Source organism: Streptomyces phytophilus, from assembly GCF_013870535.1.
Lineage (GTDB): Bacteria > Actinomycetota > Actinomycetes > Streptomycetales > Streptomycetaceae > Streptomyces > Streptomyces phytophilus.
The window spans coordinates 1-14,348 of sequence record NZ_JACBXC010000053.1; the positions used below are offsets into that span (position 1 = coordinate 1).

Annotated in this window: 10 protein-coding genes and 1 pseudogene; 2 read left to right on the top strand and 9 right to left on the bottom strand. The window is 70.1% G+C overall.

The window, feature by feature from the left end; genetic code table 11:
- Nucleotides 1–28 precede the first annotated feature (28 nt).
- Nucleotides 29–2,170, top strand: coding sequence for a glycoside hydrolase family 5 protein (locus H5J30_RS37415; protein WP_309505441.1), 2,142 nt, complete (start codon nt 29–31; stop codon nt 2,168–2,170).
- Between the two features lie 212 nt (nt 2,171–2,382).
- Here H5J30_RS37415 and H5J30_RS05740 read toward each other — a convergent pair whose 3' ends face one another.
- The 4 genes from H5J30_RS05740 to H5J30_RS05755 all read right to left on the bottom strand — a co-directional run bounded on the left by H5J30_RS05740 (nt 2,383) and on the right by H5J30_RS05755 (nt 6,823).
- Nucleotides 2,383–4,404: an aldo/keto reductase gene (locus tag H5J30_RS05740; protein ID WP_181786066.1), complete on the bottom strand. Its 2,022-nt coding sequence runs from the start codon at nt 4,402–4,404 to the stop codon at nt 2,383–2,385.
- A gap of 158 nt (nt 4,405–4,562) precedes the next feature.
- Complete coding sequence (locus H5J30_RS05745; protein WP_374100945.1) at nt 4,563–5,399, bottom strand: carbohydrate ABC transporter permease; 837 nt, start codon at nt 5,397–5,399, stop codon at nt 4,563–4,565.
- Complete coding sequence (locus H5J30_RS05750) at nt 5,389–6,393, bottom strand: carbohydrate ABC transporter permease (protein WP_181786067.1); 1,005 nt, start codon at nt 6,391–6,393, stop codon at nt 5,389–5,391. Before H5J30_RS05750 ends, H5J30_RS05745 begins: the two co-directional genes overlap by 11 nt.
- Nucleotide 6,394: 1 nt before the next feature.
- Complete coding sequence (locus H5J30_RS05755; protein WP_181786068.1) at nt 6,395–6,823, bottom strand: extracellular solute-binding protein; 429 nt, start codon at nt 6,821–6,823, stop codon at nt 6,395–6,397.
- Nucleotides 6,824–7,340: 517 nt separating this feature from the next.
- On the opposite strand from H5J30_RS05755, the pseudogene H5J30_RS05760 reads away from it, so the two are divergent.
- A pseudogene (locus tag H5J30_RS05760) lies at nt 7,341–7,825 on the top strand (transposase family protein); the annotation flags it as partial.
- Nucleotides 7,826–7,838: 13 nt separating this feature from the next.
- Here H5J30_RS05760 and H5J30_RS05765 read toward each other — a convergent pair.
- The 5 genes from H5J30_RS05765 to H5J30_RS05785 all read right to left on the bottom strand — a co-directional run.
- Nucleotides 7,839–8,900 (bottom strand): arabinan endo-1,5-alpha-L-arabinosidase, encoded by a 1,062-nt coding sequence (locus H5J30_RS05765; RefSeq protein WP_309505442.1) that lies wholly within the window; start codon nt 8,898–8,900, stop codon nt 7,839–7,841.
- A 43-nt stretch (nt 8,901–8,943) separates the two neighbouring features.
- Nucleotides 8,944–10,437, bottom strand: coding sequence for an RICIN domain-containing protein (locus H5J30_RS05770; protein WP_181786069.1), 1,494 nt, complete (start codon nt 10,435–10,437; stop codon nt 8,944–8,946).
- Between the two features lie 424 nt (nt 10,438–10,861).
- The gene (locus H5J30_RS05775) at nt 10,862–11,836 is read right to left on the bottom strand and encodes a 2-hydroxyacid dehydrogenase (RefSeq protein ID WP_181786070.1); all 975 of its coding nucleotides are present in this window, start codon (nt 11,834–11,836) and stop codon (nt 10,862–10,864) included.
- Nucleotides 11,833–13,254: an enolase C-terminal domain-like protein gene (locus H5J30_RS05780; RefSeq protein WP_181786071.1), complete on the bottom strand. Its 1,422-nt coding sequence runs from the start codon at nt 13,252–13,254 to the stop codon at nt 11,833–11,835. The genes H5J30_RS05775 and H5J30_RS05780 overlap by 4 nt, the downstream gene beginning before the upstream one ends.
- On the bottom strand, nt 13,232–14,348 hold a 1,117-nt coding region (locus H5J30_RS05785), incomplete at its 5' end, for an aldehyde dehydrogenase family protein (protein WP_181786072.1). The genes H5J30_RS05785 and H5J30_RS05780, both read right to left, overlap by 23 nt.

The following is a 14,348-nucleotide window of genomic DNA, read 5'->3' on the forward strand; positions in this document are numbered from 1 at the left end:
GAGAGGGAGGATCCCGGGAGATGATGCTGTGAGAACCGCGAAGTTCGTCACCCGTGCCCTGCTGCTGCCGGTGGTCACGGCGAGCTCCCTCACGATGGTCCCCGGCTCGACGTCCGCAAGCGCCACGGAGGCCGGGAACACCTACTACGTCGCCCCGAACGGGAGTGACAGCGCGGCGGGTACGCAGGTCGCACCCTGGGCATCGATCGCTCGCGCACAGGCGGTCGCCAACGCCGGTGACACGGTCTACTTCCGGGGCGGCACCTACGCCTACACCCGTGCGAACAGCGCCTGCTCAAGCCAGACCGCCAGGGTCGACGCGATCACCCTGAACAAGAGCGGCAGCTCCGGCAATCCGATCCGGTACTGGGCCCATCCGGGCGAGAAGCCGGTCTTCGACTTCACGCGCATGACGGATAGCTGCCGTATCAAGGGCTTCAGCGTCACCGGCAACTGGCTCCACCTCAAGGGACTGGAGGTCACCGGCGTACCTCAGAACTACAACGAGATCGACGACCACAACGCACCGTCGGTCCTCATCCGCCACATGGGCCACGTGGTGGTGTTCTGGTCCGGACACCAGGGCCCTTCCCTCCGCTTTCCGCGGAGAACAACAAGCTGTGCCAGGCGACATCGTCGTAGACGGCCCTCGCGGCACCGGTGCCCGCCGCCGGCCCTGGGGGGTTATTGTCATGGCCGCGGCATGACTCTATTCTCGTCCGAAAGAAATGGAACGAGATCGTCGAATGCCCTATCGAAGCGTTTCGATGAAGAATTCGACGAGCACCGGGAGCCGCGCACCGAAGTCCTCGACCGTGACTTCCGCGGCAACCGTCGACCCACCTGCTCCGAGAAGTGCTCTGCACCACCCGCCGGCGACGCCGACGCCGGGCCGGCCTGGCCACGCCCGCTCGGCGTCAGTTCCCGGCACCTCAAGACCGGAAGAGAGGAAACGCCAATGGCTGCAAGAGTGATGAAGATCAAGGCCGTCCTCGTTGCCGTGCTCCTGGCCGTGGCCGCATCCGTGTACGGCGGCTCGGCGGATCGGGCCGCCGCCGACACGGCGACTCCGTCGGACGCTTCGCAGATCGTTGCCGACATGGGTGCGGGCTGGAATCTCGGGAACCAACTCGAAGCCAACGCCAACGGGTATCCCAGTGAAACGGCATGGGGCAATCCGGAAGTAACGCAAGCACTCATCGACAAGGTGCACGCGGCCGGGTTCAAAACAATCCGGATCCCAGTCTCCTACCTGCGCAACATAGGACCTGGCCCAGATTACACGATCAACTCATCCTGGCTGAACAGAGTCCAGGAAGTCGTCGACTACGCGTACAACCGGGGCATGTATGTGGTGATCAACATGCACGGCGACGGCTTCAAGACGGTCAACGGCTCCTGGCTGATCTGTGACTCGTCCGCTCAGCCGGAAATCAAGGACAAATATCAGAAGACATGGCAACAGATCGCGTCGAAGTTCCAGGGCTACGACCAGCGCCTGATCCTGGAATCAATGAACGAAGAATTCGACGGCCAATACGGCCAGCCGACTCAACCGTGCTACTCCAACATCAACGACTACAACCAGATCTTCGTGGACACGGTGCGGAAGGCCGGCGGCAACAACACCTCACGCTGGCTGCTCGTCCCCGGCTGGAACACCAACATCGATTACACCGTGGGCAACTACGGCTTCGCCCTTCCGACCGACCGGTACCGATCCTCCTCCATTCCGAGCAATGAGCAGAGGATCATGATCTCCGTGCACTACTACGATCCGTGGGACTTCACAGGAGAGGAGAGCGGGACCATCACGCAGTGGGGCCCGGCCGCGACCAACCCGTCAAAGACGTCCGTCTGGGGGCAGGAGGACTACCTGGACGCCCAGTTGAAGAAGATGCATGACGGCTTCGTCACGAAAGGATATCCGGTAGTCGTCGGTGAATACGGAGCGATAGACAAGTCGTCGTTCGACTCGGCGAGCAACAAGTACCGTGCCGACTTTGCGCGCACCGTGGCGGCTACAGCAAAGAAGTACGGAGCAGTCAGCATCTACTGGGACAACGGTTTCAACGGACAATACGGGTTCGGTCTGTTCGACCGGCGTTCTCACACCGTGACTCAGCAGGGCATCGTCAGCGCCATCATGAGCGGCGTCCGCGGCGGTTGACAGCAACCCGGGCCTGCCGTCCGGAAGGGACAAGGTCAAATTCCGGCGACAGGCACGCGCCCCGACTCCGATCGCTTCTCCCTGGCGACCGGCACCGCCGGCAATGCGGTCATCCGGAATGCCGGCGGTGTCGTCGCCGACTCGCTCCGGAGCGCGGTGCGGGCTGTGCCCGTTCCGTCCTCACCGCCGCGACCACCACGAACCGGCGGCCGCTACTCCTCGCGCAGGTCCAGCCAGGAGACCTCCTGCGCGGAGAGGCGTACGCCCAGACCCGCGAGTGAGGTACGGGTCTCCGAGATCTGCCGGGGACCGATCAGCGGGAAGACCGGGTACTGCTGGTGGAGCAGCCAGGCCAGGGCGATGGCCGTCGGGTGCACGCCGCGGTCGCGGGCCAGCTTGCGGGCCCGGTCCAGTCGCTCGAAGTTCTCGTCCGAGTAGAAGCAGCGCACCAGCTCCGCGTCGCCGGTGCCGTCCGGCCGCGCCCGGCCGGTGAAGAAGCCGCGTGCCTGGCTGGACCAGGGGAACAGCGCCACCCCTCGGTCTCGCAGCCAGTCCTGCGCCTGCGGATCGCTGACGTGCCGGCAGCCCTCCCACGGCAGTGCTTTGGCGCGGGCCAGGCTGAGGTGGTTGCTGAGCACGGTGAACGGCTGCCGTCCGTTGCGGCGCGCCCACTCGTTGGCCTCGTCGAACCGCCGCGGGCTCCAGTTGGAGCCGCCGTAGACGCCGATCCGGCCGGCCCGGCGGTGCTCGTCCAGCACGTCCACGAACTCGCCCACCGGGATGTCGGGGTTGTCGCGGTGCAGGAGGTAGATGTCGACGCGGTCGGTGCCCAGCCGCTCCAGGCTGGTGGCCAGCTGGCGGCTGAGCGAGGCCGGGTCACAGTGCGGCGTGTGCGCGCCCTTGCCGATGACCACGACATCCTCGCGCACCCCGCGGACCGCCATCCACCGGCCGAGTTGCTGCTCCAGCCGCCCTTCGCCGTAGAGGTACGCGGTGTCGAAGGCGGTGCCGCCGCGCTCGAAGAAGTCGTCGAAGACGACCGAGGCGTGGATCTGGTCGACCTGGTTGTCGACGCCCATCACCAGCCGGGAGATGTCCTTGTCCACGCCGGGGATGCGGGCGTGGAGCATCGGGGCGTCGGCGCGCCGGGCGAGCGGGCGCCCGGAGGCGGTGGGCACCGGGGCGTCCGCCCGCTCGCTGTCGTAGCGCTGGCCGATCGCCGCCCGCCAGGCGTCCTGGACGGCCAGGTTGCCGAGGGTGTCGTCCCAGCTCATCTGCGGGGCCTGGCGGTCGGCGAGGTGGTCGGCGACGGCGTCGGCCTCGGCGGCGTAGATGTGCGCCGGCGGGACCTCGATCTCCTCCCGCTCCTCGCCCACCCGGTGCAGCACGAGCCGCGTGGGCTCGCCGTCCCCGCAGAACCACGGGTCGGGCACGTCGAGGAAGCCGCGAGAGCCGTACACCCGCACCCGGTTATCGCCGGCCAGTCGGATGCCGGTGGCGACCTGGGCGGTCAGCCCGCCGGCGAAGTGCAGCGTGGCCAGCGCCCACTCGTCCACCCCGGTGCGGCCGACTGTTCCTGCGGCGGTGACGCGTTCCGGATCGGCGAAGGGCAGGCCCGCCGCGGCGCCCGCGAGCAATCGCGCCATCGAGACCGGATAGCCGCCGACGTCCAGGATGCCGCCGCCGGCCAGGGCGTTGTCGAACAGCCGGTGCCCGGCGTCGAATCCGGGGCCGCCGAAGGAGAACTGCGCCTGGATGTGGTGGAGCTCGCCGACCGCCCCGTCTCCGACCAGCTCCACCAGCTTCGCGGTCTGCGGTGTACACCGGTACATGTACGCCTCCATCAGGAAGACGTCACCCCGCACGGCGGCCTCGACGACGGCGGTGGCCCAGGCACTGCCCACGGCCATCGGCTTCTCGACCAGCACGTGCTTACCCGCCTCGGCGGCGCGCACCGCCCACTCCACGTGCTGCGGATGGGGAGTGGCGACGTAGACCGCGTCGACGCTGTCGTCGTCGAGCAGTTCCTGGTACGAACCGTGCGCCCGCGGCGCGGCGAAGCGCTGCGCGAAGGCGCGGGCGGAGGCGGGGGAGCGGCTGCCGACTGCTGCCAGGGCGCCGGTGCGGGAGCGCGGCAACTGGCCGGCGAAGCGTGCGGCGATCCCGCCGGTGCCCAGGATCCCCCAGCCGACGGCGCCGGTCGCGCGGGAAGTCCGGTCCGGGCTGTTGTGCATGGAGCAAACACCTCTCTGTGTCGGTCGGCAGCGGTGCGGTGCGGTGCGGTGCCAGACCCTGATCGGACGGGCTGCCGGGTGTCATGCCGGGTGGCGGTGACTCGGCGGCTCATCAGGTGGCCGCCGGGGCGAGGGCGCGAACGAGGGCAGGGCGCGGTTCAGAACTTCATGGCGCCGGCGGCCAGGTTGGCGATGAAGTGTCGTGCCCCGATCAGGAAGACCCCGATCAGCGGGATCACCGACATGAGCGCTCCGGTGATCACCATCGACTGGTCGGTGGTGTAGACGCCGTTCAGTTGCTGCACGGCCACCTGCAGCGTCACCTTGCCCGGGTCGGTCATCACGATCAGCGGCCAGAGGTAGTCGTTCCAGACCTGGAAGAAGGTGAAGATTCCCAGGAACGCCAGTCCCGGGCGCAGCACCGGCAGCCCCACCGTCCACCACTGGCGGAAGAACCCGGCCCCGTCCACCCTTGACGCGTGGATCAACTCGTCGGCGATCGCCCCCTGCGCGTACTGCCGCATCCAGAAGATTCCGAAGGCGTTGGCCGCACCGGGGATGATCAGCGCCTTGAGCGAGCCGACCCAGCCGAGCCAGGCCAGGGTGACGAACTGCGGCACCAGCGCGAGCTGCATCGGGATCATGAAGGTGGCCAGGACGATCCAGAACAGCACCCGCCGCCCGGGGAACTCGTACTTGGCGAAGGCGAAGGCCGCCAGCGAGTCGAAGAGGAGCACCAGGAACGTCGCGGAGACGGCCGCCACGATGGTGAGACCCATGGAGCCCCAGAAGTCGATCTCGTCGAACACCTTGTTCATGTTCTCCCACAGGTGGGAGCCGGGGACCAGCTTGGGCGGGTAGGCGAAGATGTCCGCGGTGGTGTTCGACGCCATCACGAACATCCAGTAGAACGGGAAGATCGTGGCCAGCACGCCGAACATCAGCATGACGTGGCCCAGGACCGTCCGGACTCGGGCGGCGGTTTCAGCGCGCACGGGACTTCCCCTTCCCCTTCGCTTTCGCCTTGGGGGCGCGGAGGGCGTCCTCGTCGCGGCCGGCGATGAGGCGCCAGTTGATGAGGGAGAACACTGCGATCAGAAGGAACAGCGCCCAGCCGATGGCCGCGCCGTATCCGAACCGATTGAAGATGAACGCCTGCTGGTAGAGGTAGAGCACGATCGTGGTGGCCTCGCCGCCGGGCCCGCCGACGTTCCCGCTGTCGTCCGGGAACATCACCTGCGGCTCGGTGAAGAGCTGCAGCCCGCCGATGGTGGAGGTGATGGCGACGAAAAGGATCACCGGGCGGAGCATCGGGATGGTGATCCGGAAGAAGGTCTGGCGGCTGCTGGCACCGTCGACCTTGGCCGCCTCGTACACGTCGCTGGAGATGGCCTGGAGGCCGGCCAGGCAGATGATGGTGTTGTAGCCGAGCCACCGCCAGATGGTGATCGCGGCGACGGAGATCTTCATCGCCCACGGGTCGGACAGCCAGCCGACCTCGCCGGCGCTGATCGCCCGCAGCGCGCTGTTGAGCAGCCCGGAGCTGTCGCTGAAGACCGAGCCGAGCACGATGGTCATCGCCACGATCGAGGTGACGTTCGGGAGGAAGTAGGCCACCCGGTAGAACGCCTTGAACCGCACGGTGGTGTGCAGCGCGTACGCGAGGACCAGGGCCAGGAAGATCATCGGGATGGTGGCCAGAACCCAGATGATCAGGGTGTTGGTGATCGACTGCCAGAAGTCGGGGTCGGTCACCAGGTAGTTGTAGTTCTCCCAGCCGACCGACTTCATCTCCCCGATGCCGTCCCAGGACATGAACGACAGGTAGACGGAGAAGGCGACCGGGAAGACGCCGAAGACGGCGAAGAGGAGGAAGAACGGGGACACCGCCGCGTACATCGGCCAGTAGCGGCGCCAGCCGGGCAGGGGCTTCGATCCGTCCGGCGGCGGCTTGGCGGCTCTCCCGCGCAGGGCCTGGGTGAGGCTCATGTCAGAACGCCCCCTCGCGGGTCAGCTCGCGCTCGATGGAGTCCTGGGCGTCCTTCCAGGCCGCGTCGACGCTCTTGCCGGCGTCCACGTTGGCCATCTCGTCGAACATCACGGGGTCGATCACCCGGTCGTACGGGCTCCGGTAGACGGTCTTGACCTGCCGGGCCGACTCGCCGAACACCTCGATGGTGCGCTGCCCGCCGTAGAAGGGCTGCGGCTCCCGCATCGCCGGCATCGTGAAGGAGCGCGGCGAGGACGGGAAGAGCGACATCTCCGTGAATGCCTTGACCTGGTTCTCCGGGGACTGCAGCCAGCTGATGAAGGCGTAGGCCGCCTCGGGATCCTTGGAGTACTTCGTGATCGCCAGGAAGGAGCCGCCCTGATTGCCGGCGCCGCCGGGCGGGCACGGCGGCGATGCGGGATCGTTCATCACCCGCGAGATGGGCGCCGCGCAGCCCGATAGGCTGCTCGCCATCCACGTCCTTGAGATCTGGTCTTTTCCGACCGGTGTGCCCGGCGAACTGGACGACCTCAGCGACGCCGAAAAGGAACGCCCGACGTTCATGGCGGGATATTACGACCTCGCCGGCTACCAGCACGTCCAACAGACCCGGCCCTTGACGCTCGCCTACGGCCTCACCGATTCCCCCGTCGGCCAACTCGCCTGGCTGAACGACCCCATCATGGGCTTCGGCCGCTTCGCGCCACCCGAGCCCCGAGACCGCGATGCACTTCTCACGAACGCCTCGATCTACTGGTTCACGAAGACCGCCGGGTCATCGGCCCGCTGGTACCTAGAAGACGCCAGGACCGCCGCAGGCGACCCCGACACACCCGACCCGACCCCGACCGGCGTCGCCGTCCTCCCCGCTCCAGAATGCAGAACGAGTAGGCGGCCTTGTCCACCACCCCGGCTGGCAGGTTCGGGCTGGCGAACGTTGAAGACCGCCTGCGCCAAGGCATTCGTGATCCTGGACGGCACGCTGCTGCCGATCGACCGGATCGCCGCCGACCGGCCCTTCCACTCCGGGGACATAAGAAGCACGGCATGAACGTGCAGGTCATCACCGACCCGGCAGGGCGGCTGCTGTGGGCATCCCCAGCACTGCCCGGAGCCGTCCACGACATCAGGGCCGCGCGGACCCACGGCATCATCGACGCCCTGGAAGAAGCCGCCGCGGAGTGCTGGGCCGACAAGGGCTACAGCGGCGCCGGCGGCACCGTACGCGTGCCGTACCAGGGACGCTGGGAAACACTCTCCACAGGCCAGCAAGCCGTCAACCGCTCACACGCGAAGATCCGCGCACTCGTCGAACAGGCGATGGCCACCCTCAATACCTGGCGGCTCCTACGCAAACTGCAGTGCTCCACCACCCGCATCACCAGCCTCGTCCAGGCTGTCTTCACCCTGCACCTGACCTGCTCAAACTGAGGTTGGAAAACGCTCAGTGGGCGTAGGGCCAGCCGTCGCCGTCCCAGCCGAGCCAGTTGATGCCCAGCAGGGCCGTGCCGTTGTCGGCGTAGTAGTGGTAGACGAGGATGTCGTGGTCGGTGTCGGCGAAGACGTCCTGGTGGCCGGGGCCGTGGATGGTGTCGTGGCCGGCCATGATCTCGGTGCCGCCGCCGGAGGTCATCGCGGTGCCGTTGCGGTCGCGGTAGGGGCCGGCGATGTCCGTTGACCGGCCGACCATGACCCGGTACGTGCTGTCCGCGCCGCGGCAGCACAGGTCGAACGAGACGAAGAGGTAGTAGTAGCCGCCCCGCCGGTAGATCGTGGGCGCCTCGATGGCGCCGCCGCCGCGGCCGGCGATCGCGACCATGCTGCCGTCCAGCCGCCTGCCGGTGGCCGGGTCGATCCGGATGAGCTTGATGCCGGACCAGAACGAGCCGAAGGCCAGCCACCAGCGGCCCTCGGCGTCCACGGCGAGGTGCGGGTCGATGGCGTTGTAGTCGTTCGACCCGCTGGACTCGATGACCAGGCCCTCGTTCGTCCAGCTGCCCGAGTCGCCGCTGGAGCTGGTGGCCAGGAAGATCGCCGAGCGGTTGGAGCCGAAGGTGGAGGCCGAGTAGTAGAGGTGGTAGCGGCCGCCCACGTGGCTCAGGTGCGGAGCCCACAGGTTGCGGCTGCCTCCTGTGTACGCGGTGGTCCACGGCGCGCCGCCGGGGAAGACGCTACCGGCGTTGCGGAAGTCCGTGCGGTCGGCGGAGGTCTTCAGGGCGATGTTGTCGCCGGTGTGGGCGACGAGGTAGCCGCCGGAGGGCCGTTTGACGAAGGACGGGTCGTGCACGCCGGTGTCCCCGGTCACGACGCCGGGGAAGGGGTACGCGGCCGGGGCGGCCCCGGCCGGCGTGGGGCGCAGCCCGTACGCGCCGACGGCGGAGGCGGTCGCCAGGGCGCCGGTCGCCAGCGCGGCGCGGAGCAGTCGGCGCCGGGACGTGCCGGGCGGCGGGGCGTCCGGCGCGTTCGGGGGTGTGGCGGCGGAGTCGCGGTGGGGGGTTGTGGTCACGGTTGTCTCCTTGGAGTCTGGGGGTGGACCGGTCGGCTGCCGTTCATTCGCCTGCGGGCGCGGGGAGCGCCACCCCCGTCCTGACCGGCGTGCCGAAGTCGGGGGTGCCGTCGGCGTTCCAGGTGAACTTCTGGGCGCGGGTGGAGCGGTTCATGTCGCAGCCGCCGGAGGCCGAGTCGTTGGCGTGGTAGACGATCCAGTCCTCGCTGCCGTCGGGGGAGGTGAAGAACCCGTTGTGGCCGGGGGCATAGACACCGTTGGAGTCGTTGCGCTGGAAGACGGGGTCGGGCGACTTGGTCCAGTGCGCGCGGTTGAGCGGGTCGCTGCCGGTGAGGGTGAGCAGGCCCAGCTTGTAGTCGGGGCCCCAGCAGGCGCTGGCCGAGTAGACGATCATGGTCCGGCCGTTGTGGTGGAGCGCCTCGGCGCCTTCGTTGACGGCGCCGGTCTGCCGCTCCCAGGAGAGCGTCGGCCGGCTGATGGTGCGCCGGGAGCCGCCGAGGGTCCAGGGGTTGCTCAGCGGGGTGATGGTCAGGCTCTGCTCGCCGTCGATCGCGCTGCCCAGCAGGTAGATGCGGCCGTTCTGGCGCAGGATGCTCGGGTCGAGCTCCCAGGAGTCCCCCAGGTCGGCCTTGAAGTGGTACGGGCCCATCGGGTCGGTGCCGTCGCTCTCCAGCACGTGCAGGCGCTGGGTGGGGTTGTAGTCGGGGACGTCCTGGCCGGCGACGTAGTACAGGTACCAGCGCGGGCCGTTGGGGCCGTCGATGAGGTGGAACTCCGGGGCCCACATGTTGCAGCAGCCGTTCGGCCGGCCCGCGAGGTCGAACAACGTCGTCTCCGGCGCGCTCGACAGCCCGGCCAGGGTCGTGGAACGGCGCATGGTGATCGTCGAGTTCCACGTCGTCGTGGCCAGGTAGTAGTACCCGTCGTGGTATTGCAGCCAGGGGTCGGGGCCGTTCCGCTTGATGGGGTTGGTGAACGTGCCGGAGCCGAGCTTGACCAGTTGCCACTGCTGGTTGGCGCCGTCGAGGTCCGGCCACTGGATCACCCGCGCGCCGTCGGCCGTCGAGAAGTCCAGCACGTCGAGGGCCTTGCCGCTGTTGCGGTTGAGCAGGCGCACGTACCCGTCGGCGGAGTCGGCCGGCCGGAACTGCTGGCTGGCACGGTTCTGGTCGGACCACTGCACGACGCCGGCGCCGTCGGCCGTCGAGGAGTCGGCCACGTCCAGCACCTTGCCGCTGTGCCGGGACTTCAGCCGGTAGTAGCCGCCGCCGGAGTCGACGAACTGCCACTGCTGCCAGGCGCCGTCGTTGCGCGTCCACTGCACGATCTGTGCGCCGTCGTTCGTGGCGAGGTCGTACACGTCGAGCGCCTTGCCGCTGTGCCGGTTGACCAGCACGTACGACGCGTTGGTGTCGATGGCCGGCACGGCCGTCGCCTGCTGCGGCGCGAGCGTGGTGCCGCCGCCGAGGAGCAGGGCGAGCACGGCGAGGAGGAGGCCGACGCGCAGCCGCCGGTGGCCTGACCCGGGTGTGGACATGCCCATGACATCTCCGAGCGTCTGGGGGAGCGCTCCCAGCGCGCAGGCGCGCCACCGCCGAAGAGGGATGTTCGGAATATCGAACTGTGTTCGCAATACTGAGCGGAGCGTAGGGTCGCCGCCCCCCACCGTCAACCCCGGTGCCGCCCCCGGGTGTTGCGCACCGGATGGCCGCGGAACAACACCACCGGAGACCGGCCCATCCGGGCCGGATGCCCGGGGACTGGTGGTCAGCGACAAGACACGGACCCGCAGCACGCGCAGCACGTAGGCGCGCGCAAATGACATCGCCGCGGTGTGGGGCCCCGCTTCGGCCCCGTCGCCACGGCGGTCATGTCCGACCGCGGCGAGGCGGACGCCGGCCGCGGTCGGACATGGCCGCGAGGTGGGGGCCGGTCCCGGCGTCGCACGTGCCGAGGACGACTCAGGTCGTCTCCGGTACGGGCGTCACGAGCGTGCCGCGTTCGAGGAAGCCGGCGAGGTTGTCCAGGGTCAGGCGCTCCATCTCCGCGCGGGTCTGGACCGTGGCGCTGCCGACGTGGGGTAGGAGCACCACGTTGTCCAGGGCGAAGAGGGCCTCGGGGACGTGCGGTTCGGCGGCGAAGACGTCCAGGCCGGCGCCGCCGAGGGCGCCCGTGGTGAGCATCTCGACCAGCGCGTCCTCGTCGACGACGCTGCCGCGGGAGACGTTGATCACGTAGCCGCCGGGGCCGAGTGCGCGCAGCACGGTGCGGCTGACCAGGCGGTGGGTGCCGGCGCCGCCGGACGTGGCGATGATCAGCACGTCCACCGCGGCGGCCAGCGCCTCGGGGGAGTCGGCGTACGCGTAGGCGGTGCCGGGCACCCTCCTTCGGCTGTGGTAGCTGACGGGGCAGCCCAGCGCGGCGAACCGGGCGGCGATGGCGCGGCCGATGCGGCCGAGGCCCAGGATGCCCACCCTCGCGCCGCTGACCTTGCGCATCAGCGGGAAGCCGCCGTCGCGCGGCCACCGCCCCGCGCGTACGAAGCGGTCGGCCGCGGAGAGCCCGCGGAGCAGGTCGAGGGTGAGCCCGAGGGCCGTGTCGGCCACGCAGTCGGTGAGTACGTCGGGGGTGTTGCTCACCAGCACGCCGCGCCGGCGGGCGAGTGCGGTGTCCGTGGTGTCGTAGCCGACCCCGAAGTTGATGACGGCCCCGAGGCGGGGCAGCGCGGTCATCAGCTCGCTGCCGACGCCGAAGCGGCCCGACGTGACGGCGGCAACGACGTCCCCGCCGTGCGCCGCGAGGAACGCCGCGCGCTCCGGGCCGTCGTCCGGCAGCTCCAGGGCGTCGTACGAGGTGCGCAGGGTCTCGGCGAGCGAGGGCTTCAGCGGGCCGACGCGAAGGACGCGGCCGGCCGCGGCCGTCCCGGGGCGGGTCATGCGTCGATTCCTTCCCCGGCCGCGCCCCGGACCGGGCCTCCGGCCGGCTCCCGGTCGAGCGCCGGGCGCTTGGGGTCGAAGCGCCAGCCGGGCACGAGGTACCGCATGGCGGTGGTGTCGTCGCGCGCGCCGAGGCCCTCGCGGAGGTAGAGCTCGTGTGCGGCCTCCAAGCGGTCGTGGTCGACGGTGACGCCGAGGCCCGGGGCGGCCGGGACGTCGATCCCCCCGTCCTCGATGACCGGCGGGTCGACGGTCAGCCGCTGCCCGTCCTGCCAGATCCAGTGCGTGTCGATGGCGGTGATGTCTCCGGGGGCGGCAGCGGCGGCGTGGGTGAACATCGCCAGGGAGATGTCGAAGTGGTTGTTGGAGTGCGAGCCCCAGGTGAGCCCCCACGCCTCGCACAGTTGGGCGACGCGGACCGACCCCGCCAGGGTCCAGAAGTGCGGGTCGGCCAGCGGGATGTCGACGGCACCGGCGCGTACCGCGTGCCCGAGCTGCCGCCAGTCGGTGGCGACCATGTTGGTGGCGGTGGTCAGACCGGTCGCGCGCTTGAATTCCGCCATCACCTCCCGGCCGGAGTAGCCGTCCTCGGCGCCGCAGGGGTCCTCGGCGTAGGCGATGACGTCGTGCAGGGCACGGCCGTGGCGGACGGCGTCGGCGAGCGGCCAGCAGCCGTTGGGGTCGAGGGTGATCCGGGAGCCGGGGAAGCGCGCGGCGAGCGCGCGGACGGTCTCGACCTCCTGTTCGCCGGGCAGCACGCCGCCTTTGAGCTTGAAGTCGGTGAAGCCGTAGCGCTCCTGGGCCGCCTCCGCGAGCGCGATGACGGCTTCGGGGGCCAGGGCCTCCTCGTGCCGCCGCCGGCTCCAGGCGTCCACGGCGTCCGGCTCGGAGCGGTAGGGCAGGTCGGTGCGGTTGCGATCGCCGATGAAGAAGAGGTACCCGAGGACCGGTACGCGGGTGCGGTGCGGCCCGTCGCCGAGGAGCTCTGCGACGGGTACGCCGAGGAACTGGCCGTGCAGGTCCAGCAGGGCCGCTTCCAGGGCGGCCTGGACGTGCACCGTGGTGCGCAGATCGTAGGTCTGCGCCCCGCGGCCCCCGCGGTCGCGGTCCCGGAACTCCGCGCCGACCGCGCGCACGACGGACCGGTGACGCGCGGGGGACCGGCCGGTGACCAGCGGGGCAGCGTCCTCCAGAGTGCGGCGGATCGCCTCGCCGCCCGGCACCTCACCGACACCGACCCGGCCGTCTGAGTCGGTCAGCAGGATGACGTTGCGCGTGAAGTAGGGGCCGTGCGCGCCGCTGAGGTTCAGCAGCATGCTGTCGTGGCCCGCCACCGGAACCACCCGCACCGCCGTGACGACGGGGGTGCCGGGGGCGGCGGGCGCGACGGCACCGTCAGTCCCGGGTGAGTTCACCATCGACCTGCCTCCACAATCCGAGGGAGTTCGGCTCGTCCACCGGCGCGGGCAGCAGCTCCGCGGGGACGTTCTGGTACGCGACCGGCCGCAGGAACCGGTCGATCGCGAGGGTGCCGACCGAGGTGCTGCGGCCGTCGGAGGTGGCGGGGTACGGGCCGCCGTGCACCATTGCGTGGCCGACGTCGACGCCGGTGGGCCAGCCGTTGAAGACGATCCGCCCCACCTTGTCCTCAAGCAGCTCCAGCAGCGGCGCGGCACGTTCGCGGTCGTCGTCGGCGGCGTGCACGGTCGCGGTGAGCTGGCCTTCGAGGGCGCCGAGTACGGCGTCGAACTGCCCGGCGTGCTCCAGGCGCACCACCAGGGAGGCGGCGCCGAAGACCTCCTGCTGCATGGCCGGCTCGGCCGCGAAGGCGTCGCCGGTCGTGGTGAAGAGGCGGGCCCGTCCCGGCGCCGCGAGGTCGTCGCCGACGGGACCCGCGGCCACCTGCGTCACGTGGTCGAGGCCGCCGAGGCGGGCGACGCCCTCGGTGTACGACGTGTGGATGCCGGCTCCGAGCATCGGCAGGGTCCGGCCGGCGGCGATCGCGGTGGCGGCCGACTCGGCGAAGGCGTCGAGGTCGGCGCCGGCGACGCCGAAGACGAGGCCGGGGCAGGTGCACAGCTGGCCGGCCCCGGTGGTGAGGGACTCGGCGAACTGCCGGCCGAGTTCCACGGCGCGGTCGCGCAGCGCGCCGGGCAGCAGCACGACGGGGTTGACGCTCGACATCTCCGCGTAGACGGGGATGGGCACGGGGCGGGCCGCGGCGGCGCGCATCAGCGCGGTGCCGCCGGTGCGGGAGCCGGTGAAGCTGACGGCGCGTATGTGCGGGTCGGTGACCAGGGCGACGCCGACGTCGCTGCCGGAGCCGAAGACCATGGAGAACACGCCCTCGGGCAGGCCGTGCCGGGCTACCGCCCGCTGGATCGCGGTACCGACGAGCTCCGAGGTGCCGGGGTGTGCGCTGTGCGCCTTCACGACGACGGGGCAGCCGGCGGCGAGGGCGGCGGCGGTGTCGCCGCCGGCGACGGAGAAGGCAAGCGGGAAGTTGGACGCT